This window comes from Mycobacterium sp. (assembly GCF_019247635.1).
In the GTDB taxonomy this organism is placed as follows: Bacteria; Actinomycetota; Actinomycetes; order Mycobacteriales; family Mycobacteriaceae; genus Mycobacterium.
The window spans coordinates 94,189-115,034 of record NZ_JAFBAR010000090.1; the positions used below are offsets into that span (position 1 = coordinate 94,189).

Here is a 20,846-nt window from a genome sequence, read left to right on the forward strand (position 1 = left end):
GGTATCGACCGCCGCGGTCGTCGCCCGCCGAATCAACCCCGGGCCTTTGCGCGCGCCCTGCTGCGGGCGCGGGAAGTGGCGTCCAGCTCGACTTTGCGTACCCGCACGATTTCGGGAGTCACCTCGACGCACTCGTCGGGCGCGCAGAACTCCATGGCCTGCTCCGGGTCCAGTTCGAGCGGCTTGGCCAGCGTCTCGATGACATCGGCGGTCGAGGACCGCATGTTGGTCAACTTCTTTTCGCGGGTGACGTTGATGTCGAGATCCTCTGGGCGCGGGTTGATTCCGACGACCATGCCCTCGTAGGTGTCCTGGCCGGGTTCGACGAAGAACTGGCCCCGGTCGGAGAGCTGCAGCAGCGCGAACGGCGTGATGGTGCCGGACCGGTCGGACACCAGCGAGCCCGTGTGCCGGGCCCGGATCTCCCCCGCCCACGGCCGGTAGCCGTCGAACACGGCGTTGGCGATGCCCGTGCCGCGGGTCAGGGTGAGGAAATCGGTGCGGAAACCGATCAGGCCGCGGCTGGGCACGATGAAATCCATCCGGACCCAGCCCGCGGCATGGTTGGCCATCTCCTCCATGCGGCCTTTGCGGCCGGCCATCAATTGCGTTATGGCCCCGACGAATTCGTCGGGACAGTCGATGGTCATCGCCTCGAACGGCTCGTGCAGCTGACCGTCGATAGTCCGGGTGACCACCTGCGGCTTGCCCACGGTCAGTTCGAAGCCCTCCCGACGCATCTGCTCGACCAGCACCGCCAGCGCCAGCTCGCCGCGGCCCTGCACCTCCCACGCGTCGGGCGCGCCGATGTCGACGACCCGGATCGAGACGTTGCCGACCAGTTCGGTGTCGAGGCGGCTGCGGACCATGCGCGCGGTGAGTTTGTGGCCGGACACCTTGCCCGCCAGCGGTGAGGTGTTGGTGCCGATCGTCACCGAGATGGCCGGCTCGTCGACGGTGATGCGCGGCAGCGCATGCGCATGATCGGGATCCGCCAGCGTGTCGCCGATCATGATCTCGGCCAGCCCCGCCACGGCCACGATGTCCCCGGCGACGGCCTCATCGGTGGCGCTGCGCTCGACGCCTTCGGTGGCGAGCAACTCGGTGATCTTGGCGCTGGTGATGACAGGCAACCCGTCGACCTCGCGCATCCACGCCACCTGTTGGCCCTTACGCAGCTTGCCGTTATAGATGCGGACCAGGGCGAGCCGGCCCAGAAACGCCGACGCGTCCAGGTTGGTCACCAGCGCCTGCAGCGGCGCCTCCGGGTCGCCCTGGGGCGGCGGCACGTGTTCTTCGAGGATCTCGAACAGCGGATCCAGGTTGGTGCCGTCGGGAATTTGGCCGTCCGGGGGCTGCGTCGTGCTCACCACCCCGGCGCGCCCGGACGCGTACAGCGTCGGCAGGCCCAGTGCGTGCTCGGCGGCCTTGGCGGCCTCGTCGTCGAGGTCGGACGCGACGTCGAGCAGCAGGTCGTGGCTGGCCTCGACGACCTCGGCGATCCGTGCGTCGGGCCGGTCGGTCTTGTTGACGACGAGGATCACCGGCAGGTGGGCGGCCAACGCCTTGCGCAGCACGAACCGCGTCTGCGGCAGCGGGCCCTCCGACGCGTCGACCAATAGCAACACCCCGTCCACCATCGACAGCCCGCGCTCGACCTCGCCGCCGAAATCGGCGTGCCCCGGGGTGTCGATCACGTTGATCACCGTGACGGCCCCGTCGGGACGATGACGGTGGACGGCGGTGTTCTTGGCCAGGATGGTGATGCCCTTTTCCCGTTCCAGGTCGCCGGTGTCCATCACGCGTTCCTGCATCTCGCCACGCTCGTGCAAGGCGCCGGACTGCCGCAACATCGCGTCGACCAGCGTGGTCTTGCCGTGGTCGACGTGCGCGACGATGGCGACATTGCGGAATGGCACGTCGGTGATTGTGGCAGCGGGGGCCTGAGATGGCGAACTGGGTGAGCGCTCAGAGGGCCTTCGTCAGATCCGGCAGCCACCCGCGATCGGCCGGCACCCAGTCGACATCGGGCAGTTCGCCTGCCGTGACCCAGCGCAGCGCGCGGTGATCGCGCGGCTGCGGTTCACCGCGGATCAGGCGGACGTAATAGGCGCGCAGCGTCGTCGTGTCGTTCAGCGCGATGTCGTCGCCCAGGCGGTCGCCCACCGCGACGTCGCCCAGCTCGAGGCCGAGTTCCTCGGCCAGCTCGCGGGCCAGCGCGTCACGCTCGCTTTCGCCGTCGGCGACCTTGCCGCCCGGAAGTTCCCAGCGCCCGGCCAATTCCGGCGGCCGATCCCGCTGCGCCACCAGGACGGTCGAACCACTCAAGATCGCTCCGGCGACGACGATCTGGGCAGGCATGGCCAGTGACGGTATACCGTCGGTCACATGGCTGTTCTCACGGATGAGGAAGTAGACGCCGCGTTGCCCGAACTCGACGGCTGGGAGCGTGCCGATGGCGCCCTACGCCGCTCGATCAAGTTTCCGGCGTTTCTGGATGGTATCGACGCCGTACGCCGGGTGGCCGAGCACGCCGAGAGCAAAGATCATCACCCGGATATCGATATCCGTTGGCGGACAGTGACTTTCGCGCTGGTCACACACTCCGAGGGTGGTATCACCAAGAACGACGTCGACATGGCACGCGATATCGACGGGATCATCGGCAGCTAGCTTGTGTGCGCCGGGCCGGAGGCTGGGCGAGTCGCGGCTATCCAGCCCAGCGTCGCCAGCGTGGCCAGCGGGTAGACCAGGCCGGCCCAGGCCAGATACCAGGGCCGGCCGATCTGCCAGATGGTGGGTTGGGCAAAGCTGAGCAACCACGGCACGCCGACGATCGTGAGCGCCACCCAGCCCCAGCCCAGAATTCGGGCGCCGACGCGCCCACGCAGCGGTCCGTGCAGCAGCCAGATCATCAACGGCACCAGCCACACCCAGTGGTGCGTCCAGGAAATCGGCGAAAGCAACAGCCCGAAAAGTTGGACCACCAGTAGCTTGCCCAGTCGGTCGGATCCGTCGAGCGCGCGCCAGGCCAGGATCGCCAATACCGCGGTGACGGCGATGGCGGCCAGCACCAGCGGACCAAAGCCGGCGTCGTGCCCGAGGATCCGGGAGATCGCCCCGCGCCAGGATTGATTGAACGACGTGGCGATCGGCCCCACCCGATGCGCATCGACCATGAGGTCGGTGAAGTAGTAGCGAGCCTGATCGCCCACCACCAGCAGCGACAGCCCGACCGTCGCCAGGAATACGACCACCGAACATGCCGCCGCGCCCCAGCGTCTAGCACCGAGGAAATACAGATCGGTGACCGCCGGGGTCAGCTTCAGCCCGGCCGCCACGCCCACCAGCAGGCCCGACAGCCACCAGCGCGTCGTGTAGACCGCCCACAGCGCCGCCACCACCAGCAGCACGTTGATCTGTCCGTAGTCGAAGTTGCTGCGCAACGGCTCGACCCAGATGGCGACCGCGGTCCACGCCAGGCCGGCGCGCCGCTCGCAGTCACCGATGAGCCGCTGGCTGACCCGGACCACGCCGTACAGCGCGCCGATTGTCGCGACCTGCCACAGCAAGGCAACCAGGCCGAACGGCAGCAGATGCAGCGGGTAGAAGACGATCGCCGCGAACGGCGGGTACGTGAACGGCAGCGGGAAGTCCGGGGTCTGGTCGGCGTAGGCGTAGGCGTACAGCGTGCCGGGATGGTCAAGCGCGGCGGCGCCGCCCACGTAGACATGCAGGTCGACGAAGTTTGCGCCGTTGGGCGCCAGGTAGGTCCAGGCGAGTCGCGCGGCGATGCTGATGAGCAAGAGCGCCGGTGCGACGGCGCTGTCCAGCGCCGACCGCCGGGTACCGGGGGCCTTGGAAGCAGCGGAGATGGTGTCTACCCGCCCGACTCTAACGACCCAGTGCTTTTGATCTCGGTTCGTGGGTGCCCGGTCACCGCTTCCACTCGTCTGGGTAACGATCGAATAAATGCCACACGTGTCACTTGAGTCACACCCGTATCAAAGTAACTTCGGCCGCGGTACCTGTTCGTCGATAACCAGGGAGAGTCATGCCAACCATCTGGACCTACTTGCGCGCAACCGCCGTCGTTGTCGGATCGTCAGCCGCGCTACTGACGGGCGGTATCGCCCACGCCGACCCGGCGCCCGCGCCGGCCCCGGCCCCCAACATTCCGCAGCAGCTGATCGCCTCGGTGGCCAACGCACCACAGATCCTGCAGAACCTCGCGACGGCACTTGGCGCAACGCCGCCCCAGGCGCCTCCGACCGCACCCGGGATCACCACCACGCTTCCGGGACTGACCCCGGCCGCGGCGCCGACACCGGCCTCCGCGCCGTCACTCATCCCGTCCATTCCCGGGCTGACCCCGGCGGGGGCCGCTGCGCCGACAACCGCGCCGGCGGCGACGACCCCTACTATCCCCGGGGTCAACGCGCCGATCCCGGGATTGACAGCACCGGCCGCTGCGCCAGCTGCGGCGCCGACGGCACCGGCCAGTCCGGCGATTCCCGGGTTGCCCGTTTCGATACCCGGCATCACCCCTGCCGCACCTGCATCTACTACCGCCGCGCCGGCAGCCACTCCAGGCCTGCCGCAGACGAGGGTTGACATGCCGGCGTTACCGAACCTTCCGGTGCAGGTGCCGCCGCAGCTCAACCTGCCGGGCGACCTCCAGGCGCTGGCGTCGGGTGCCGTTCCCGGGGCGCCCGCGGCCACCACGCCGGGCACTCCTTCGCATGCGCCGGCATCGCCGCCGTCGCTGCTTTCCGCCCTGCCCTGAGTGAAATCCACCCAGCCAGCTGAACCGTAGAAAAGGACCGGAACACACCGTGGCAAGCACTTGGAAACTGTCCAAAGGTTTGGCCGCTGTCGTCGTCACATCGGTTGCCGCGCTCGGGCTTTCCCCGAGCGCGGCGGCCGACCCGGCGGTGCCATCGCCTGACCCCACCCAACAGCTACCGGGCCTGCCGGCGTTGTCGCAGTTGAGTCCGATAATCCAGCAAGCGGCTGGCAACCCAGGACAGGCGACCCAGCTGCTGATGGCCGCAGCGCAAGCGTTTACGCACAATCCGAGCGCACCCGCCGAGTCCAAGAACGTGGCCACGTCGGTGACCCAGTTCGTCGGTGAACCGAACGGGGCCCCGGCTCCGAGTGCACCCACGCCGCCCGATAGCGCCCCGATGCCACACGTTCCCCCGGCGGGCGTCGAACCGGGCCTGCAGTCTCATCTGCCGACCGGCATCAACCCCGCATACGCGGCCGGTCCCGCGCCCGCCGCGGCACCGCCTGCCCCCGTCGCGGCACCGTCTGCCCCCGTCGCGGCACCGCCTGCCCCCGCCCCGGCGTCGGCGCCCGCGGCCGCACCTCCCGCCCCCGCCCCGGCACCGTCGGCGCCCGCGGCCGCACCTCCCGCCCCCGCCCCGGCGTTCGGGTCCGACGCACCGCCCACGCAGGACTTCATGTACCCCTCGATCGGCACCAATTGCCTTGCGGACGGCACTAGTTCGCTGGCGACCGCGCTGTCGGTGGCGGGACCGGCTAAGATTCCGACGCCAGGTCCCGGACCGGGCCAGACGGCGTACGTGTTCACCGCCGTCGGCACCCCCGGGCCCGCGCAAACGCAGAAGCTGCCGTTGAACGTCACCTGGGTGAATCTGACCACCGGCAAGTCCGGGACCGTCACCCTGACGCCGCGCACGGACATCAACGGCGACGGGCCGACGACGTTGACCGCGATTGTCGACACAGGCTCCGGCAGCATCATGTCGACGATCTTCGGTCAGGTCACCACCAAGGAAAAGCAGTGCCAGTTCATGCCCACGATCGGCTCGACGGTCGTGCCCTAAGGCCCTGACCCCCTGACCCTTCGCCGCGAGGGTGCGCAGATGTGCGCCGACTGCGGCGTGTCGCTGAACGGACACGCACGCTCGCGCCGAGCGGGCTAGCTCGCGCCAGCGGGCTAGCTCGCGCCGAGCGGGCTAATAGGCCATGAACAAAATGGAGTCGCGGTCGTACTCCAGGCCGGGATGCACCTCGGCCAGATGAGCCTGGGTCAGCTCGACCAGCTCGTCCTCGTCCTTACCCGAGATGGCCTCGCCACACGGACACGTTATGTGTGTCTTCACGTTGCCGCCTTTCCTTTGGATTTCATCTGCTTCTTGTACGACCGCACCTGCCCGAGCGTTTTTTCGTCGACGATGTCGGCGACGGATATGTGGGTGCCGGCTTTGCCGAAGTCGCCGGCCGCCTCCCGCCAGCCCGTCGGCGTCACACCGTACTGCTTGCCGAGCAGCGCCAAAAAGATCCGCGCCTTCTGCTCGCCAAAACCGGGCAGTCCCTTGAGCCGCTGCAACAATTCCTTGCCGTCGGGTTCACCCGCGGTCCACACCGCGGCGGCATCGCCGTCGTAGCGGTCCACGACGATCTGCGCCAAGGCCTGGATGCGCTTGGCCATCGACCCCGGAAAGCGGTGTATCGCAGGCCTTTCCGAGCACAGCGCGGCAAATTTGTCAGGGTCGTAGTCGGCGATCTGCTGCGCGTCGAAGTCGCCCATCCGGTCGGCGATCTTTTTCGGTCCCGCGAACGCCGTCTCCATCGGTACCTGTTGGTCGAGCACTAGACCTATGAGAAGAGCGAAAGGATTCTCGTCTAGCAGGGCATCAGCTGCCGGATCACCGGCCAGTCGCAGGTTTGGCACTCGGCCAGTCTAGGACTGCCAAGTGGGTCGAGCAGGCCGGTGCGAACTGCCCACACTTACTCTTCGCGGCGGGTGTACCGTCGCCGACGTGATTACGGGTGCTCACGTCATCGTTTACAGCCGTGACCCCCGAGGCCGACCGTGCGTTCTTCCGGGACACGCTGGGCTACCGGCATGTCGATGCCGGCGGTGGCTGGCTGATCTTCAAACTGCCACCTGCGGAGGTCGCGGTACATCCCTCGGACGCGTCGCAGCATGAGTTGTACCTGATGTGCGATGACCTGGACGCCACGATGCAGATGCTGGCCGATAACGGGTTTAGCTGCTCGCCTCCCACTGACGAGCGGTGGGGTCGGCTGACCACGATAACCCCTCCCGGCGGCGGCGAATTGGGCTTGTACGAGCCGCGGCATCCGCGTGCGACTGCGCTCTAGCAAGGACTCAAGGCGCAGCCCCGACTCCAGCAGCATGCCGACCAGCAGCGCGTCTAGAGCCTGGGCGCAAGCACCGCGTCGAGGGCGTCGACGCAGATGGCGCGTATCTCCTCGCGCGTGAAGTTGCGCTCGGCAAGCCATTGCACGCTCAACACCCGCACGAAGGCCAGCCAGCTGATCACCAGAGCGGAAATACGTTGGCGTGCAACGTGATCCGACGCCACTGCGCCGGCGAGTCGGTCCCGCAGCGCGTCCAGCTCGGCGGCGATGATGTCCTGCACCAGCGGCTCGGCGGCCAACGTTTGGTTGGCCGCCAGGACGGCATTGCGGTTGGCCAAGAAGTAATCGAAGTGGGCGTCCAGCCCGGCGGCAATCTGGTCTTCGAGCGGCGCGTCCGGCTCGATGTGAATGTCCGCGAGCAGCCGATCGGCCGCACGCCGATACACCGCCGCGAACAGTACGAGTTTTCCGGGAAAGTATCGGTATAGCAGGGCACGCGAGATCCCGGCCTCCTCGGCAACCGCGTCCATCGTGACTTCTTCGTAAGGCCGCGCAGCGAATATGCGCTCCGCGGCATCGACCACGTGTTCGCGACGTCGTTCCGGTGCCAGCCGCCGCTGCCTAGTCACGCTCGGATTGTAGTTGACACTCAACGCCTTTGGATCTAAGTTGACAGAAATCTACTTAACGGTCCGCGTGCCGGTCCGGGGAGGTATGCGCATGACTGCCGGTGACTTGAGGCAACTGGCCGTCGCCACCGGGGCGTCCTGCATCGCGATCGGCGGCTACCACTTCGCGCTTGGCACCGCTTCGGTTCCCGGAGCCACCGATGCGAACGCGACGGTCGACTCGCGGGAACGCTTCTACTCGGCGATCTTCGCCGGGTACGGCATCGCCTGGCTACAGGCCGCCCGGAACTCCCCCATGCGGGTCAATGACGTGCGCCTGCTGGCGGGCGTCATGCTGACGGGGGGCGCCGGGCGAGTCCTCTCGCGACTGCGAAACGGCCGTCCACACTGGCTTCAAGATGTTCTGACTGCGGTTGAATTCGCCGTTCCCGCAGCGATTTTGACCATTGCTGATCATGCGGAACGGGCGTCGGGCTAACCGCTTTTACGCCGGAATTCCCGACGGCTGCCGGCGGCGCCGTGCGCCCGCGGCTGCTTGCCGCCGCCGTCCTTGTGATCCGACCCGCCCGCGGACTTCGACAATTTGCGGTCTAGGGCTTCCCGGAACTTGCGCTTGGTCTCGTCCCCCGAGCCTGCGGACTTCGATTCAGATTCAGCCATACCGGCAGCCTAAAGCGTGCCGAACGACTCTGTCGGGTGTTGGGCACCGCCGTTCCCCGGCGTCCGTTCGTTCAGGCCGAGGTGGGCGTCAGCGTTTGCCCGGCGGCAGGCCGTAGAGGTGCGAAATCGGCATTGTCAGCACCACCCGCCGATCGGTGACCATCGCCTCCCGATACTCGTCCCAATCCGGATGTTCCCCGGCGATGTTGCGGTACAAGGTGATCAGGGCCTCGACCGTGTCGTCGTCGGGCGCGGCCGCCGGCGGCGTCAGCGCTGCGGTGCCCTCGGCGACGGCGTACGACCAGCCGTCGTCGGCGTCGACCAGGATCGAGGCTCGCGGGTCGCGGCGCAGGTTACGCGTCTTCGCCCGGGGCTCGGTGATGGACACCTGCAGCACTACTTTGCGCGGGTCGAAGTGGTACGAGACGTTGGACAGCTGGGGCCGTCCGTCCCGCTTGATGGTGGCCAGCACCCCCATGGAATTCCCGCTGATCACGGCGAGCAACTTGTCGTCGAAGGCTTGGCGTCCCATGCCGAAAGCCTACGTGCCGCCGCAACCGACCGGTCTGGTGAAATCGGGTAATGACGAAATACGCGGCGTTCCTGCGGGGCGTCAATGTGAATGGCGTCAACCTGAAAATGGCCGAGTTGGCAAGCGCGCTGACCGATGCCGGGTTCGACGGTGTGCGTACCATCCTGGCCACCGGCAACGTGTTGCTGGAGTCCTCGTCCCGGGCATCCGCCGTGCGCAAGAAGGCCGAGTCGGCGTTGCGCGAAAAGTTCGGCTATGACGCCTGGGTGCTGGTTTACGAGGTGGACACGGTGCGCGACATCTCCCAGGCGTACCCATTCGAGCGCGAACTGGACGGGCACCAGTCCTATGTCACATTCGTCGCCGACGCCGACGTGCTGGATGAACTCGCCGGGCTGAAGGCGACCGCTAAGGAGAAGATCCGCCGCGGTGACGGCGTGATCTATTGGCAGGTCCCAAAGGGCAGCACGCTGGACAGCACCATAGGCAAGACGATGGGCAAGAAGCGCTACAAGTCGTCAACCACGACGCGCAATCTGCGCACCCTGGACAAGGTGTTGAAATGACGTCGTCCTGACGACGGAAGGTCACGCCCCTTGGTCGTCGGGCACGTTGGCGAGGTAACGCATCGCGTCGGACTTGGTCAACCCCAGCGCGCGGGCAACTTCGACGTATTCCTTGGCCGCCGCCGCCATCGCGGCGTCGGTCGGGTCGAAACGAGAGATGAAAGTGCCGAAGCGCCCACGGGTTTCGACGATTGCCGCCGACTCGAGCTCACGGTAGGCGCGGGCCACGGTGTTGGCGGCGACGCCGAGCTGGCCGGCCAGGTCGCGTACGGTGGGGAGCCGGGTGCCCGGCGGCAGGGCACCGGCCCGCACTCCGTCGATCACCCCGGTTCTGAGCTGGTCGAACAACGGTTTGCCCGCCTTCATGTCGACCTTCAGCAAATCCCGCAAGTCCACGTGACCAGTATCACTCAACCGTCGCTATGTTTGTGGGATGCGGGTGGCGGTGCTGAGCGGTGCGGGGATCTCCGCGGAAAGCGGCGTACCGACGTTCCGCGACGACAAGAACGGATTGTGGGCCCGGTTCGACCCCTACGAGCTGTCCAGCGTCCAGGGTTGGGAACGCAATCCGGAGCGTGTCTGGGGGTGGTACCTGTGGCGCCACTACCTGGTGTCCGACGTCGAACCCAACGACGGACACCGCGCGATCGCCGAGTGGCAGCAGCACGCCGACGTCAGCGTCGTCACGCAGAACGTCGATGACCTTCATGAGCGGGCCGGCAGCGCCCCGGTGCACCACCTGCACGGCAGCCTGTTCGAGTTCCGCTGCGCGCGTTGCGGTATCGCGTATACCGAGCCGCTACCGATGATGACCGAGGCGGCAATCGAGGTGGAGCCGCCGGTGTGTATTCGGTGCGGCGGCCTGATCCGGCCCGACATCGTGTGGTTTGGCGAGGCGCTGCCCCAGGGGCCGTGGCGGCATGCCGTCGAGGCGACGGAGTCCGCCGACGTGATGGTGGTGGTCGGGACGTCGGCGATCGTGTATCCCGCGGCCGGTCTGCCCGAGGTGGCGCTGGCCCGCGGCACGGTCGTCGTCGAGGTCAACCCCGAGCCCACGCCGCTGTCCAACAGCGTCACGCTCAGCATCCGCGAGTCGGCAAGCCAGGCGTTGCCGGGGTTGTTGGAGCGGCTGCCCGCCCTGTTGAGGTAGCCCGAGTCTGCGTTGGTGGCGCCGAGCCTGCGCACAGATCGTGTTTCGTTCACAAGGTGGCGCCCTGACCGCAGAATCGGTCGGGTCGAATCGATGCGATAGCCGAGTCTGCTGTCATGACCAGCGATCAACCGTTCATTGGCAGCGAAGCGGTGGCCAGCGAAATCGTGCGGCGCCACCAGCTGCGCTCCCGATTCCGTACGGTGTTCCCGGACGTGTACGTCCGACGCGACCAACAACTCACGTTGCGCAGGCGAGCCGTGGCGGCGTGGCTGTGGTCGCACCGCCAAGGCGTGATCGCCGGGCTCACCGCAGCGGCTTGGCATGGCTCCAAATGGGTGGACGAACACCTGCCCATCGAGCTGATCTGGTCGAATGCGCGACCGCCACGCGGGCTGCGAACCTACGACATGGCGCTACGCCCAGACGAGTCCGGCATCGTGGCCGGGATTCCGGTAACGACCCCCGGTCGCACCGCATTCGACATCGGCCGGCGCAAGCCGACCGGCCCGACGGTCGCCCACCTCGACGCCCTGATCCGAGCTACCGGCATCAACGTCGGTGATGTCGTCGAGATTGCCGAGCGGCATCGGGGAGCGCGGGGACTGCGTCAACTGGAAACCGCGCTGGGACTGGTAGATGCCGGTTCGCAGTCCCCGAAAGAGACGTGGCTGCGACTCCTGCTGATCGAAGCGGGTCTGCCACCGCCGACCACCCAGATCCCGGTGGTAACCGAGGACGGGGCTGAGCTGTACTACCTCGACATGGGCTGGGAGGACCTGATGGTTGCGGCGGAGTACGACGGCGAGCATCATCGCGTCGACCGTTGGCAATACAGGAAGGACGTCCGCCGCAGGGAGGCCTTGGATCGGCTCGGCTGGATCGTCATCCGAGTTATCGCCACCGATCGCCCGGCGGACATCATCCGCCGGGTCCGCGAGGCGCGGGAACTCCGCGCCTCGCGTCTGCATCGAACCTGAAATGGTGGCGCCGAGCCTGCGCACAGATCGCGTTTGCGCGCCAGCCCACGCCCTCACCGCAGTCTCGGCGAGCGGCTGGTAGCCCTTGCGACGCGGGAACTACGGCTTGCGCGCCCGACCCAAGGCCAACTCCGAGACCGGCAGCGGCGCCCACACCGGCAACGTCCACTCCCGACGGGTGTGGTCCAGGTCGAATCCGGCATCGGCGATCGTGCGCTCGGTATCGCGATGGGTGTGGCAGTTGCCCAGCAACCTCGGCCAGAACGTGGCGTCGACGAATTGCTGCAGCCGGCCCCTGGCCCCGTCGCTGGCCACATGCTCGAGATAGCGCAGCTCACCGCCGGGCCGCAGCAAGGCGCGCAGGCGCTGCAGCACGGCTGCGGGGTCGCTGACCGAGCACAGCACCAAGGAGCACACCACAGCGTCGAACAACTGGGTGTCGCTGAAATCCTCGACCGTCTGGCCGGTCACGACGACCGGTACCGGCGCATCGGCCGCCGCGGCGCGCGCCCGGGCGGCCAGCCTCGGCTCGGGCTCCAGGGCCACCACCTGCTCAACGGACCGGGGATAGAAGTCAAAGTTCGTTCCGATGCCCGCACCGACTTCCAGCACCCGACCCGATAGACCGGCCAGATTCTCCCGGCGCAGGGTCCGGATCGCCTCAGCTTCGTGGCTGGCCACCACGGGCCACACCCGTGCGAAGAAAGGATTGTCGACCGTTGCCACCGCCCCCACCATCCGAGCCATGCGTGAACCTCCCCCTCAGACGGACCTCAACATGGGTCGCGACGAACGTTGTGCCACCATCCATTCCACCATTTGCTGTGGCGCCGCGTCCCTACCGGCGACGCCGTCCGCGACCCGCCCGCACACGACCGAGCACAACACGCGATCGCGAACTCCTGCACGTCGCCGAACCGGTCCCCAGACCCGCGTGGAACCCGGCGACGACGATCGATCGGCACGTCATTTCCCGCTGTGCGTCACTGACGCCTTGAACGGCTGCGGGTTGCGGTGCGCCGCGTCCTCGGGCGGCAGGCGGTGACGCCCGGGCATCGCTTCCGCGGACTCCGCCGATACCTCGGCGGCGGCCTCGCTGATGCCGAAACGCTCGTGCAGCCACACCAGCGGCGCCGGCGCCCACCAGTTCCACCGGCCCAACACGTGCATGAAGGCCGGCACCAGCACCATCCGGACTAGTGTCGCATCGACCGCCACCGCAAGCGTGAGCCCCAGGCCAAACATCCGCATGAAGGACACATGGGCCGCGATCAGCGCCGCGAACGACATCGACATGACCAACGCGGCCGCGGTGATCACACGGCCGGTTCGGGCAACTCCGAGCGCCACGCTCTCGTCGTTGGCGGCGTGCGCCTGGGCAGCGCTGGGCTTGGCAGGCCGAGCGACACCGGACGCCAGCCAGTACTCGCGAATTCGCGAGACCAGAAACACCTCGTAATCCATGGACAACCCAAATGCGATGCAGAACAACAACACTGGCATGTTCGCGACCAACGTCCCGCTCGGGGTCGTCCCCAACGCGCCGAGATGTCCGTCCTGGAAGATCCATACCAACGCGCCGAACGCCGCGGTCAACGACAGCACGTTACATATCAGCGCCTTCACCGGCAGCACGACGCTGCCAGTGAGCAAAAACAGCAGCACGAACGTGATTACGGCCATCAGTCCCAACACCAGCGGCAGGCGATCCGTCACCGCGTCGACACTGTCGCGGTTGACCTGGGCGACACCGGCCATCTCGACGGATCTGCCGCCCGGCCCTGGTACCTGATGCAGTCGTCTGAGCTGGGCGTCGGAGTCTTGGGAGAACAGGGGTGCGGTGCTGCTCACGGTCACAAACGCGCTGCCCGCGGCCAGGCCGGTCGCTCCAACCGGCGGGCCCTTCTGGTCGCCGGCCACAAACGTCCCGCTCGGGGCTGACACCGCCGACACGTCGGGCACCCGCGACAGCTCGGCAGCGTACCGGTCAAGTTCCCCGGGGCTCAGGTCGCGGGCGTCGGGGATGACGATGGGCACTGCGGTCGCCGAGTCGTGCGCGAAGTTGCCGCGCAACTGGTCACCGACCTGATGCGCCGACGCCGAATGCGGCAGCACCCGGTCGTCGGGGAAACCCCACTTCACAGTGGTGAAGGGCAGCCCGAGCAGCAACAGCAACGCGATCACGGCCAGTCCGATCGGCACCCAGAAGCGCATGACGAACTTGCTGGACCGATACCAGAACAGCTGCTCGACCGGTTTGTGTATCGGTTCGGCGCGGCCCAGCATCCGACGAATCAGCCGCCGAACGTCGAATGCGTCCAGTCGGGAACCCAGCAGCACGATGGCGGCCGGGGTGACGATGATGGACGCGGTCGCGACAAAGGCCACGGTGGCCACGCCCGCATAGGCGAAGGACTTCAGAAAGTACATCGGGAACGCCACCGTCGCGGCCATCGACAGCGCAACGGTGACCGCGGAGAACAGCACCGTGCGCCCGGACGTGGCCATGGTCCGGATCAGCGCCTCTTCGCGATCGCTGCCCTCGGCCAGCTCGTCCCGGTAGCGGCTGACGATCAGCAGCGTGTAGTCGACGGCCAGAGCCAACCCCAACGCGGTGCTGAGGTTCAGCGCGAAGATCGACACCTCGGTGGCGAACGTGACCAACCGCAGCACCGCCATCGAGCCGACGACGGCCATCGCACCAAGCGCCATCGGCAGCGCCGCAGCCAACAGCCCGCCGAACACCCACACCAGTACCAAGAAGGTGAACGGGATCGCGATCATCTCCATCACCAACAGATCGGCCTGATTCTGCGAGTTGATCTGCGCGTACTCCATCGCCGAGCCGCCGGAGCGGATGCTGACGCCGTCGCGATCGTGGACGAACTCGTCAGACAGGGTCTGGGCGTTCTTCTGCGCGTTGTTTTCGCCGCCTTTGAGGTTGACGACGATCAACCCCGACTCGCCATCCTTGCTGATGAGATCGGCTGCGGCCCCCGGCGCCTGGGGAGGCGGGGTCCACGCCGAGGACACGTTGTACACCAACGGCGACTTCTGCAGCCGCTCGACAAGGTCGGTGCCGACTTTCCGGGCCTGTTCGCTGTTGGCGCCGTCGGGCGGTGTCACCAGAATCAGCATCTGCTGCCCGCTCTGTCCGAACTTGTCGGTCAACACCGCGATGGCGCGCGCCGACTCCGAATTCGGGTCCTGGAAACCCCCGGGAGCCAAGCTCTTGGCGACGGGCACACCGAAGACGGCCGCTGCTATGAACACCAGCACAGCAATGGCGATGATTCGACGCGGAGCTGCGATAGCCAATCGAGCGATGGCCTGAAGCATGTTGCGTCCCTCCGCGGGGGTGCTGGTCCCGACCGCGCCGCCCCGCACCGGCGGTAACTTATCGGAGCTAACTTACAGGTGTCAAATAACACCCGCACTAGATACGGGCTGGGGTCCGCGACGGTTCACCGGGACGCAGAATGGGTACCCGGCACGCCCCCGCAGAACGCCTGAGAGCCGCATACCCTACCCACGGGTAAGAATTGCCATCATTTTCCGAATCGTGACTCAAAGATTCCTTAGAGGAAGCCCATAGGCTCAGGGCCATGTGGATCGACGACTCGAGTGCCGATGTCATCAAGGCTGACTTCGAGGCTCTCTACCACGGCGACATGCTGGTGGAAGGCGAGACCTCCGAGCAGTTCGAAGACTGGCACCCGCTGCCTACGGCTAGCTGACCTGTCATGAGTGTGTTTGCGCGGCTGCTTATGGCCAACCCGCGGCTTCAGCATTGGTTCCGTCGATAGTCCTTATTGCCAGTGAAAGCCCCCCGCAGCGCGGGGGGCTTTCGTTTTTGTACGGCGTCTAGGTCGGCGGCGCCCAGTCCGTCAGGACATCGTCGCTGTCCGAAACCCGCACGGCCGCGCGCGGCGTCTCAGGCGCGGTGCGGGAGAACCGTGGCGCCGGCATCGGCTGCAGGCCGCCGTTGAGTTCGTAGAACGTGTTCCGCTCGGTGATGTGCGGCTCCGTCTGCACTTCGCCGAAGGCCAGCACCGGCGTCACGCAGGCATCGGAATCCGCGAACACCTTGGCCCAGTGGTCGCGGTCGCGGCCGGCGAACGTCTCGGTCAGCACCGCACGCAGCTCGGGCCAGCGGGTCTCGTCGTTCTGCGACGGGAGGTCCTTGGCGTCCAGACCCAGTCCAGCCAGCATGGCCGCGTAGAACTGCGGCTCGATTGCGCCGACGGAGACGTAGCGGCCGTCGGCGCACTCATAGGTGTCGTAGTAGGGCGCGCCGCCGTCGAGCATGTTCGTGCCCCGCACGTCAGACCACATCCCAGCCGCACGCAGCTGCCACATCATCTGGATCAATACGCTGGACCCGTCGACCATGGCGGCGTCCACGACCTGCCCCTTGCCGGAGTTCTGCCGCTCCCACAGCGCGGCCAGGATGCCGACCAGCAGGAACATCGAGCCGCCCCCGAAGTCGCCGACCAGGTTCAGCGGCGGCACCGGCCGCTCGTTGACCCGGCCGATCGAGTGCAGGATGCCATTCAGCGAGATGTAGTTGATGTCGTGGCCGGCCTGCTGGCTGCGGGGGCCGCTTTGTCCCCAGCCGGTCATCCTGGCGTAGATCAGCCCGTCGTTCACTTTGGCGCAGTCTTCGGGACCAAGCCCGAGCCGCTCGGTAACGCCCGGCCGGTAGCCCTCGATCAGAACGTCGGCTTTGGCGACGAGACCGAGCACCCGTTGGCGGCCCGCGTCGGACTTCAGGTCAGCGGTCACGATGCGCCGGTTGCGACTCATGGCGTCTTTGACTGTGCTGTCGCCCGCACTGGCGGCAGAAGCCGACGGACGATCGATGCGCACCACGTCGGCGCCCAGATCGCCCAGGATCATCGCGGCGTGCGGGCCAGGCCCGATGCCGGCCAGTTCGATTACCCGCAAGCCGCGCAGTGGTCCCGCCATGGTGTACCGACCTTTCGTCTACTTTGACGCCGTTCGCATCTTCGCAGCCGCCGCCGATGGCCGTGCACCCGGTCGCCCCGTGGCGATCGCGAGCGCGGCGTAGCCTCGCGCAGCGGGTCGCCACCCGGTCCCCTAGGGTGACACCCATGCCGGATTCAGGAATCGCGACGCTTGCGCCTGTCGCAGGTCTCGACGTCACGCTGGCCGACGGAGTGCTGTCGGTGACCATCGACCGGCCCGACAGCCTCAACTCGCTGACCATCCTGGTGATCACCGGAATCGCCGACGCCATGGAACGCGCGGCCACCGACCCGGGCGTACGGGTGGTGCGCCTCGGCGGTACCGGCCGCGGCTTCAGCTCCGGCGCGGGCATCAGCGCTGACGACATGTCCGGTAGCCGCGGCGCCTCGCCGGACGAAATCATTCTCGAGATCAACCGGCTGATACGAGCCATCACCACATTGCCGCACCCGGTCGTAGCCGTGGTCCATGGGCCGGCCGCGGGCGTCGGTGTTTCGATCGCACTGTCTTGTGACGTCGTACTGGCCTCTGACAAAGCGTTTTTCCTGCTGGCGTTCACGAAGATCGGGTTGATGCCCGACGGCGGCGCATCGGCTCTGGTCGCCGCGGCCGTCGGCCGCGTCCGGGCGCTGCGGATGGCGCTGCTGCCCGAGCGCTTGCCGGCCGCCGAGGCACTCTCCTGGGGCCTGGTGAGCGCGGTTTACCCGGCGGATGAGTTCGACGCCGAGGTGGACAAGGTGGTCGCCAGGCTGCTCGCCGGTCCCGCGGTCGCGTACGCCAAGACCAAGAACGCGATCAACGCCGCCACGTTGACCGAATTGAACCCCACTCTCGAGCGCGAGTATGACGGGCAGTCGGGGTTGCTGGTTGCACCCGACTTTAAAGAGGGCACAAAGGCATTCCAGGAACGGCGCGACCCCGTCTTCACCGACTCCTGAACAGACCCTGCCATCCTTCGTTGTTTCGGTTCCGAATAACCGGCAACGGAGGAACAAATGGAAGAACTGCGCTGCCTGGTCACTGGGGCCACCGGCTACATCGGTGGTCGGTTGGTGCCGCGATTGCTGGACGAGGGTTATCGAGTTCGGGCCATGGCCCGTACCCCGAGCAAATTGGATTCCGAATCAGGAGGCGTGCCGTGGCGCGAGCGGGCCGAGGTGGTGGCCGGTGATTTGGAGGACGTCGATTCGCTGATCGCCGCGTTCGCCGGAGTCGATGTCGTCTACTACCTGGTCCACTCGATGGGCTCGTCGAAAAACTTCGCCGCCGACGAGGCCCGCGCAGTCCGCAACGTGGTGACGGCCGCCCGTCAAGCGCAGGTGCGGCGAGTGGTGTACCTCAGCGGTCTGCACCCCGAAAATGCCGATCTCTCAACGCATCTCAAGTCACGCACCGCGGTGGGCCAGGCTCTCATCGAGTCCGGCATCGAATCGGTGGTGCTGCAGGCCGGCGTCGTCGTCGGTTCGGGGTCGGCGTCGTTCGAAATGATCCGGCACCTCACCGACCGGCTGCCGGTGATGACCACACCGAAGTGGGTGCATAACAGGATTCAGCCCATCGCGATCCGCGACGCGCTGCACTACCTGGTCGCCGCCGCGAAGGTTGCGGTGCCGTCGTCGCGAACCTGGGACATCGGCGGCCCGGACGTGCAGGAGTACGGCGACATGATCCGGATCTATGCCGAGGTGGCAGGTCTGCGCCGGCGGCGTTTGATCGTGCTGCCATTTTTGACCCCCACGATCGCCAGTCTCTGGGTTGGCACCGTGACCCCGATGCCCCCCGGGCTGGCGCGGCCGCTGATCGAGTCGCTGGAATGCGACGCGGTGATGCGTGACCGCGATATCGACACCATCATCGAGCCTCCGCCAGAAGGCCTGACGCCCTACCGCCGCGCCGTCGAATTGGCCCTCAACCCCGCCGCGCCGGGCCCACCCGACGCCACCTGGGCCTCCTCGCGATCCGAGCCCGCCGAACCGCTGCCCAGCGACCCGGACTGGGCCGGCGACGTGGTGTACACCGTCAGACGCACTGCCGTGGCGACCGCAGCACCCGACGACGTGTTCGCCGCCGCCGAGCGGGCCGCGAACCGGCGTTGCATCGTGCATGAGCGCGAGCTGGGCAGCAGGCTGCGGGCGCGTGTGCGGATCCGCGCGCCAGGGCGGGCGTGGTTGGACATCGCCGTCGCACCGCGCGACGGCGGCGGCAGCACCTGCGCGCTTCGGGCGATCTTTCAGCCGAGGGGTCTCGCGGGGCGGTTGTACTGGTTTGCGGCGCGCCCGCTGTGGTCGTTGGCGTTGCGGCGGCTGGCCCGCGATGTCGTCGGGTCGTCCGACGTCACACGCCGAACAAAGGCGGCAGTACCAGCACCATGATCAGGCCCCACACGAAGTGGGTCAGCATCGGCGCGAGCACCCCGCCGCTGGCCCGACGCTCCAGCGCACACACCGCCCCAAGGATGATCGCGGCAAACCCGAGCATCGGGTTCCCGCTGGCCAAAGTGGCAACGATGTACAAAATCGTCGAGATCACCACCGGATGGTGCCGCCCCAACGCGGTGTACAGCGCGCCGCGGAAGAACACCTCCTCGGCAACCCCGTTGATCAGGGTGATCAGCACGATCAGCACAAACGAACCGCCGTGTGCATACAGCAGGACCCGTGTGATCAGGTGTGCGACGGGTGCAATCTCCCTGGCCATCAGCCCGCCCAGGACAAAGACGCCACCAAGCAGCAGGCCGACGGCGGTCCCGGTGATGACGGGACGCTGGTTGCGGCCGCGCCAGTTGATGCCGCCCAGATGCAGCGGCCCGGACACGAACGCGCCGGCCATCCACACGGCCGCCAGCAGCAGCGTCAGCCAGTAGAAGCTGGATTCGCCCGGCGCGCGCCGCAGCGAAAACCCGAGCACCACCGCACCGACCACCACGGTGACGCCGACCACGATCCGCCGGCGCAACACAACCGAGGGCGGTTCGTTGTGTGGCACAGCGACATTGGTCATCGCGCGACGCAACTCTTCGACCACGGTGGTCCGATAGGGCGCGGTGGGTTGGCTCATGGGATGCGGATTTTCGGCATCAGTGCGAGCAGAACGTCCAGGCCGGTTCGCACCACACCGGCCAGCGGCCCGGGGACCATGTTGACCAGCCGCAGGGCCGGGCGGACGAGGGGTGGCGTCACCGCTCGAGCAAGCCGTCGGATGCGCAACGCGTCACCGCCGGCCCAGACCGGATCGGTGTCTGCGAGGTGGTGCGGGTCGGCCAGCGCGTTGACGGGCCGCGGGCGGTGATCCTGCAAAGCCACCGCGATGGCGTCGTCGACGGACAGCAGACCGCCGGGGGGGTCGGGTACCCGATCTCGCAGCCCGGCGTCGGACGCGCGCATCGGATGATCCAGGGACTCGACCAGGTCTCCTGCCAGCCCCGGAGGCACTGGCAACGCGACGGCGGTGACTCGTGAGGCCACCGCGGTGTCGATCCGGGGCACCCGCAGCACCGCCTGCCTCCTTCCGGTGGCGCGGGCATAGGCCTCGAGCAGGCTCCGGTACGAGGTGGTCTCGGGGCCGCAGATGTCGTACGCGCCGGCGGGCACCTGGCCCGCGTCGGCGGCGACAACCAGGTAATGCAGTACGTCACGGATGGAGATCGGGTCGATCGGGTTTTCCAGCCAACCCGGTATCGGTATCAGCGGAAAGCGGTCGCCGACGTAACGCAGCATCTCAAACGATGTCGACCCGGCGCCGATGATCATCGCCGCTCCCAACCACACCAGTTCGGGGCCGTCCTCGACGGTCAGGGCATCGGCCACCTCGGCCCGACTGGCCAGGTGTTCGGACAGCTCGCTGTCATCGGGAACGAAGCCGCCCAGGTAGACGATGCGTCGCACGCCGGCGTCCCGGGCAGCGGCCGCGACGTTGGCCGCCGCGGCGTTGTCGGCGTCGCGGAAGCCGGGTTGACCGATCCCATGCACCAGGTAATACGCCACGTCGACCGGACCCGCGTCGGCAAGGGCGACCCGCGCCGACAACGGATCGGCCGCGTCCAGCCGCACCGGCGTGACCTCGGCGAACCAACCGAACTGCTTGAGCCGGGCCGGGTTTCGGGTCGCGGCCAGCACCTGGTGGCCATCCGCAAGAAGCGCCGTGATCAGGCGCGACCCCACATAGCCCGTCGCACCGGTCACCAGAATCCGCACAGAACCAACC

25 protein-coding genes are annotated in these 20,846 nt (G+C 67.3%); 11 read left to right on the forward strand and 14 right to left on the reverse strand.

Translation table 11 applies throughout. The features are described 5' to 3' along the window. Positions 1-32: 32 nt before the first annotated feature. Both typA and JO236_RS14530 read right to left on the reverse strand, forming a co-directional pair. Entirely contained in the window at positions 33-1,919 is a 1,887-nt protein-coding gene (gene typA, locus JO236_RS14525; protein ID WP_293331346.1) for a translational GTPase TypA, read from the reverse strand. A 49-nt stretch (positions 1,920-1,968) separates the two neighbouring features. Continuing rightward, complete coding sequence (locus tag JO236_RS14530; protein ID WP_293331349.1) at positions 1,969-2,361, reverse strand: NUDIX domain-containing protein; 393 nt, start codon at positions 2,359-2,361, stop codon at positions 1,969-1,971. Positions 2,362-2,388: 27 nt separating this feature from the next. Between JO236_RS14530 and JO236_RS14535 the strand changes: the two genes are divergently transcribed. Then, complete coding sequence (locus tag JO236_RS14535; RefSeq protein WP_293331352.1) at positions 2,389-2,673, forward strand: 4a-hydroxytetrahydrobiopterin dehydratase; 285 nt, start codon at positions 2,389-2,391, stop codon at positions 2,671-2,673. On the opposite strand, the gene JO236_RS14540 is transcribed toward JO236_RS14535, so the two are convergent. Further along, positions 2,670-3,875, reverse strand: a complete 1,206-nt coding sequence (locus JO236_RS14540) for a mannosyltransferase (protein WP_293331683.1) — start codon at positions 3,873-3,875, stop codon at positions 2,670-2,672. The two genes, JO236_RS14535 and JO236_RS14540, sit on opposite strands and share 4 nt — an antisense overlap. A gap of 179 nt (positions 3,876-4,054) precedes the next feature. Here JO236_RS14540 and JO236_RS14545 point away from each other — a divergent pair, with 179 nt between their 5' ends. Next, positions 4,055-4,786 carry a hypothetical protein gene (locus tag JO236_RS14545; RefSeq protein ID WP_293331355.1) on the forward strand — a complete coding sequence of 244 codons (732 nt, stop codon included), beginning with the start codon at positions 4,055-4,057 and terminating at the stop codon, positions 4,784-4,786. A 19-nt stretch (positions 4,787-4,805) separates the two neighbouring features. Beyond that, positions 4,806-5,852 (forward strand): hypothetical protein, encoded by a 1,047-nt coding sequence (locus JO236_RS14550; protein WP_293331685.1) that lies wholly within the window; start codon positions 4,806-4,808, stop codon positions 5,850-5,852. Positions 5,853-5,984: 132 nt separating this feature from the next. Here the strand turns inward: JO236_RS14550 and JO236_RS14555 are convergent, their stop codons facing one another. Continuing rightward, positions 5,985-6,131: a DUF1059 domain-containing protein gene (locus JO236_RS14555; RefSeq protein WP_293331358.1), complete on the reverse strand. Its 147-nt coding sequence runs from the start codon at positions 6,129-6,131 to the stop codon at positions 5,985-5,987. Further along, the gene (locus JO236_RS14560) at positions 6,128-6,703 is read right to left on the reverse strand and encodes an HhH-GPD-type base excision DNA repair protein (RefSeq protein ID WP_293331361.1); all 576 of its coding nucleotides are present in this window, start codon (positions 6,701-6,703) and stop codon (positions 6,128-6,130) included. The genes JO236_RS14555 and JO236_RS14560 overlap by 4 nt, the downstream gene beginning before the upstream one ends. Positions 6,704-6,825: 122 nt before the next feature. Between JO236_RS14560 and JO236_RS14565 the strand changes: the two genes are divergently transcribed. Then, entirely contained in the window at positions 6,826-7,137 is a 312-nt protein-coding gene (locus tag JO236_RS14565; protein ID WP_323802161.1) for an extradiol dioxygenase, read from the forward strand. A 53-nt stretch (positions 7,138-7,190) separates the two neighbouring features. Here the strand turns inward: JO236_RS14565 and JO236_RS14570 are convergent, their stop codons facing one another. Beyond that, a complete protein-coding gene (locus JO236_RS14570; protein WP_293331364.1) occupies positions 7,191-7,766 on the reverse strand; it encodes a TetR/AcrR family transcriptional regulator in 576 nt (191 codons plus the stop codon). Positions 7,767-7,857: 91 nt separating this feature from the next. Here JO236_RS14570 and JO236_RS14575 point away from each other — a divergent pair, with 91 nt between their 5' ends. Beyond that, positions 7,858-8,244 (forward strand): DUF4345 domain-containing protein, encoded by a 387-nt coding sequence (locus JO236_RS14575; RefSeq protein ID WP_293331367.1) that lies wholly within the window; start codon positions 7,858-7,860, stop codon positions 8,242-8,244. Here the strand turns inward: JO236_RS14575 and JO236_RS14580 are convergent. Beyond that, positions 8,241-8,426, reverse strand: coding sequence for a DUF5302 domain-containing protein (locus JO236_RS14580; protein WP_293331370.1), 186 nt, complete (start codon positions 8,424-8,426; stop codon positions 8,241-8,243). The genes JO236_RS14575 and JO236_RS14580 overlap by 4 nt on opposite strands. An 88-nt stretch (positions 8,427-8,514) precedes the next feature. Next, complete coding sequence (locus JO236_RS14585; protein WP_293331373.1) at positions 8,515-8,958, reverse strand: PPOX class F420-dependent oxidoreductase; 444 nt, start codon at positions 8,956-8,958, stop codon at positions 8,515-8,517. Between the two features lie 50 nt (positions 8,959-9,008). On the opposite strand from JO236_RS14585, the gene JO236_RS14590 reads away from it, so the two are divergent. After that, positions 9,009-9,524, forward strand: coding sequence for a DUF1697 domain-containing protein (locus JO236_RS14590; RefSeq protein ID WP_293331376.1), 516 nt, complete (start codon positions 9,009-9,011; stop codon positions 9,522-9,524). Positions 9,525-9,545: 21 nt separating this feature from the next. On the opposite strand, the gene JO236_RS14595 is transcribed toward JO236_RS14590, so the two are convergent. Then, complete coding sequence (locus JO236_RS14595) at positions 9,546-9,920, reverse strand: GntR family transcriptional regulator (protein ID WP_293331379.1); 375 nt, start codon at positions 9,918-9,920, stop codon at positions 9,546-9,548. A 37-nt stretch (positions 9,921-9,957) separates the two neighbouring features. Here JO236_RS14595 and JO236_RS14600 point away from each other — a divergent pair, with 37 nt between their 5' ends. Together JO236_RS14600 and JO236_RS14605 are read left to right on the forward strand one after the other, a co-directional pair. Next, a complete protein-coding gene (locus JO236_RS14600; RefSeq protein WP_293331382.1) occupies positions 9,958-10,674 on the forward strand; it encodes an NAD-dependent deacylase in 717 nt (238 codons plus the stop codon). A 116-nt stretch (positions 10,675-10,790) separates the two neighbouring features. After that, positions 10,791-11,654, forward strand: coding sequence for a hypothetical protein (locus tag JO236_RS14605; RefSeq protein WP_293331385.1), 864 nt, complete (start codon positions 10,791-10,793; stop codon positions 11,652-11,654). Positions 11,655-11,753: 99 nt separating this feature from the next. Here the strand turns inward: JO236_RS14605 and JO236_RS14610 are convergent, their stop codons facing one another. Next, complete coding sequence (locus JO236_RS14610) at positions 11,754-12,401, reverse strand: class I SAM-dependent methyltransferase (protein WP_416362243.1); 648 nt, start codon at positions 12,399-12,401, stop codon at positions 11,754-11,756. A 219-nt stretch (positions 12,402-12,620) separates the two neighbouring features. Then, positions 12,621-14,993, reverse strand: coding sequence for an MMPL family transporter (locus JO236_RS14615; protein ID WP_293331388.1), 2,373 nt, complete (start codon positions 14,991-14,993; stop codon positions 12,621-12,623). Between the two features lie 266 nt (positions 14,994-15,259). On the opposite strand from JO236_RS14615, the gene JO236_RS14620 reads away from it, so the two are divergent. Continuing rightward, positions 15,260-15,391, forward strand: a complete 132-nt coding sequence (locus tag JO236_RS14620) for a hypothetical protein (protein ID WP_116526608.1) — start codon at positions 15,260-15,262, stop codon at positions 15,389-15,391. Between the two features lie 127 nt (positions 15,392-15,518). Here the strand turns inward: JO236_RS14620 and JO236_RS14625 are convergent, their stop codons facing one another. Next, complete coding sequence (locus tag JO236_RS14625; protein WP_293331396.1) at positions 15,519-16,622, reverse strand: CaiB/BaiF CoA transferase family protein; 1,104 nt, start codon at positions 16,620-16,622, stop codon at positions 15,519-15,521. Between the two features lie 146 nt (positions 16,623-16,768). Between JO236_RS14625 and JO236_RS14630 the strand changes: the two genes are divergently transcribed. Together JO236_RS14630 and JO236_RS14635 are read left to right on the forward strand one after the other, a co-directional pair. Next, complete coding sequence (locus JO236_RS14630; RefSeq protein ID WP_293331399.1) at positions 16,769-17,581, forward strand: enoyl-CoA hydratase; 813 nt, start codon at positions 16,769-16,771, stop codon at positions 17,579-17,581. A gap of 57 nt (positions 17,582-17,638) precedes the next feature. Beyond that, the gene (locus JO236_RS14635) at positions 17,639-19,015 is read left to right on the forward strand and encodes a DUF2867 domain-containing protein (RefSeq protein ID WP_293331402.1); all 1,377 of its coding nucleotides are present in this window, start codon (positions 17,639-17,641) and stop codon (positions 19,013-19,015) included. Here the strand turns inward: JO236_RS14635 and JO236_RS14640 are convergent. Continuing rightward, entirely contained in the window at positions 18,978-19,700 is a 723-nt protein-coding gene (locus tag JO236_RS14640) for a CPBP family intramembrane glutamic endopeptidase (RefSeq protein ID WP_293331405.1), read from the reverse strand. The two genes, JO236_RS14635 and JO236_RS14640, sit on opposite strands and share 38 nt — an antisense overlap. After that, positions 19,697-20,836 carry an NAD(P)H-binding protein gene (locus JO236_RS14645; RefSeq protein WP_293331408.1) on the reverse strand — a complete coding sequence of 380 codons (1,140 nt, stop codon included), beginning with the start codon at positions 20,834-20,836 and terminating at the stop codon, positions 19,697-19,699. The genes JO236_RS14640 and JO236_RS14645 overlap by 4 nt, the downstream gene beginning before the upstream one ends. Between the last annotated feature and the right edge of the window lie 10 nt (positions 20,837-20,846).

Coding starts and splice junctions, on each gene's coding strand:
- JO236_RS14530 (WP_293331349.1), bottom strand. CDS start 2,361: ATGCCTGCCCAGATCGTCGTCGCCGGAGCGATCTTGAGTGGTTCGACC.
- JO236_RS14535 (WP_293331352.1), top strand. CDS start 2,389: ATGGCTGTTCTCACGGATGAGGAAGTAGACGCCGCGTTGCCCGAACTC.
- JO236_RS14545 (WP_293331355.1), top strand. CDS start 4,055: ATGCCAACCATCTGGACCTACTTGCGCGCAACCGCCGTCGTTGTCGGA.
- JO236_RS14575 (WP_293331367.1), top strand. CDS start 7,858: ATGACTGCCGGTGACTTGAGGCAACTGGCCGTCGCCACCGGGGCGTCC.
- JO236_RS14580 (WP_293331370.1), bottom strand. CDS start 8,426: ATGGCTGAATCTGAATCGAAGTCCGCAGGCTCGGGGGACGAGACCAAG.
- JO236_RS14585 (WP_293331373.1), bottom strand. CDS start 8,958: ATGGGACGCCAAGCCTTCGACGACAAGTTGCTCGCCGTGATCAGCGGG.
- JO236_RS14590 (WP_293331376.1), top strand. CDS start 9,009: ATGACGAAATACGCGGCGTTCCTGCGGGGCGTCAATGTGAATGGCGTC.
- JO236_RS14600 (WP_293331382.1), top strand. CDS start 9,958: ATGCGGGTGGCGGTGCTGAGCGGTGCGGGGATCTCCGCGGAAAGCGGC.
- JO236_RS14605 (WP_293331385.1), top strand. CDS start 10,791: ATGACCAGCGATCAACCGTTCATTGGCAGCGAAGCGGTGGCCAGCGAA.
- JO236_RS14610 (WP_416362243.1), bottom strand. CDS start 12,401: ATGGCTCGGATGGTGGGGGCGGTGGCAACGGTCGACAATCCTTTCTTC.
- JO236_RS14615 (WP_293331388.1), bottom strand. CDS start 14,993: ATGCTTCAGGCCATCGCTCGATTGGCTATCGCAGCTCCGCGTCGAATC.
- JO236_RS14620 (WP_116526608.1), top strand. CDS start 15,260: ATGTGGATCGACGACTCGAGTGCCGATGTCATCAAGGCTGACTTCGAG.
- JO236_RS14625 (WP_293331396.1), bottom strand. CDS start 16,622: ATGGCGGGACCACTGCGCGGCTTGCGGGTAATCGAACTGGCCGGCATC.
- JO236_RS14630 (WP_293331399.1), top strand. CDS start 16,769: ATGCCGGATTCAGGAATCGCGACGCTTGCGCCTGTCGCAGGTCTCGAC.
- JO236_RS14635 (WP_293331402.1), top strand. CDS start 17,639: ATGGAAGAACTGCGCTGCCTGGTCACTGGGGCCACCGGCTACATCGGT.
- JO236_RS14640 (WP_293331405.1), bottom strand. CDS start 19,700: ATGAGCCAACCCACCGCGCCCTATCGGACCACCGTGGTCGAAGAGTTG.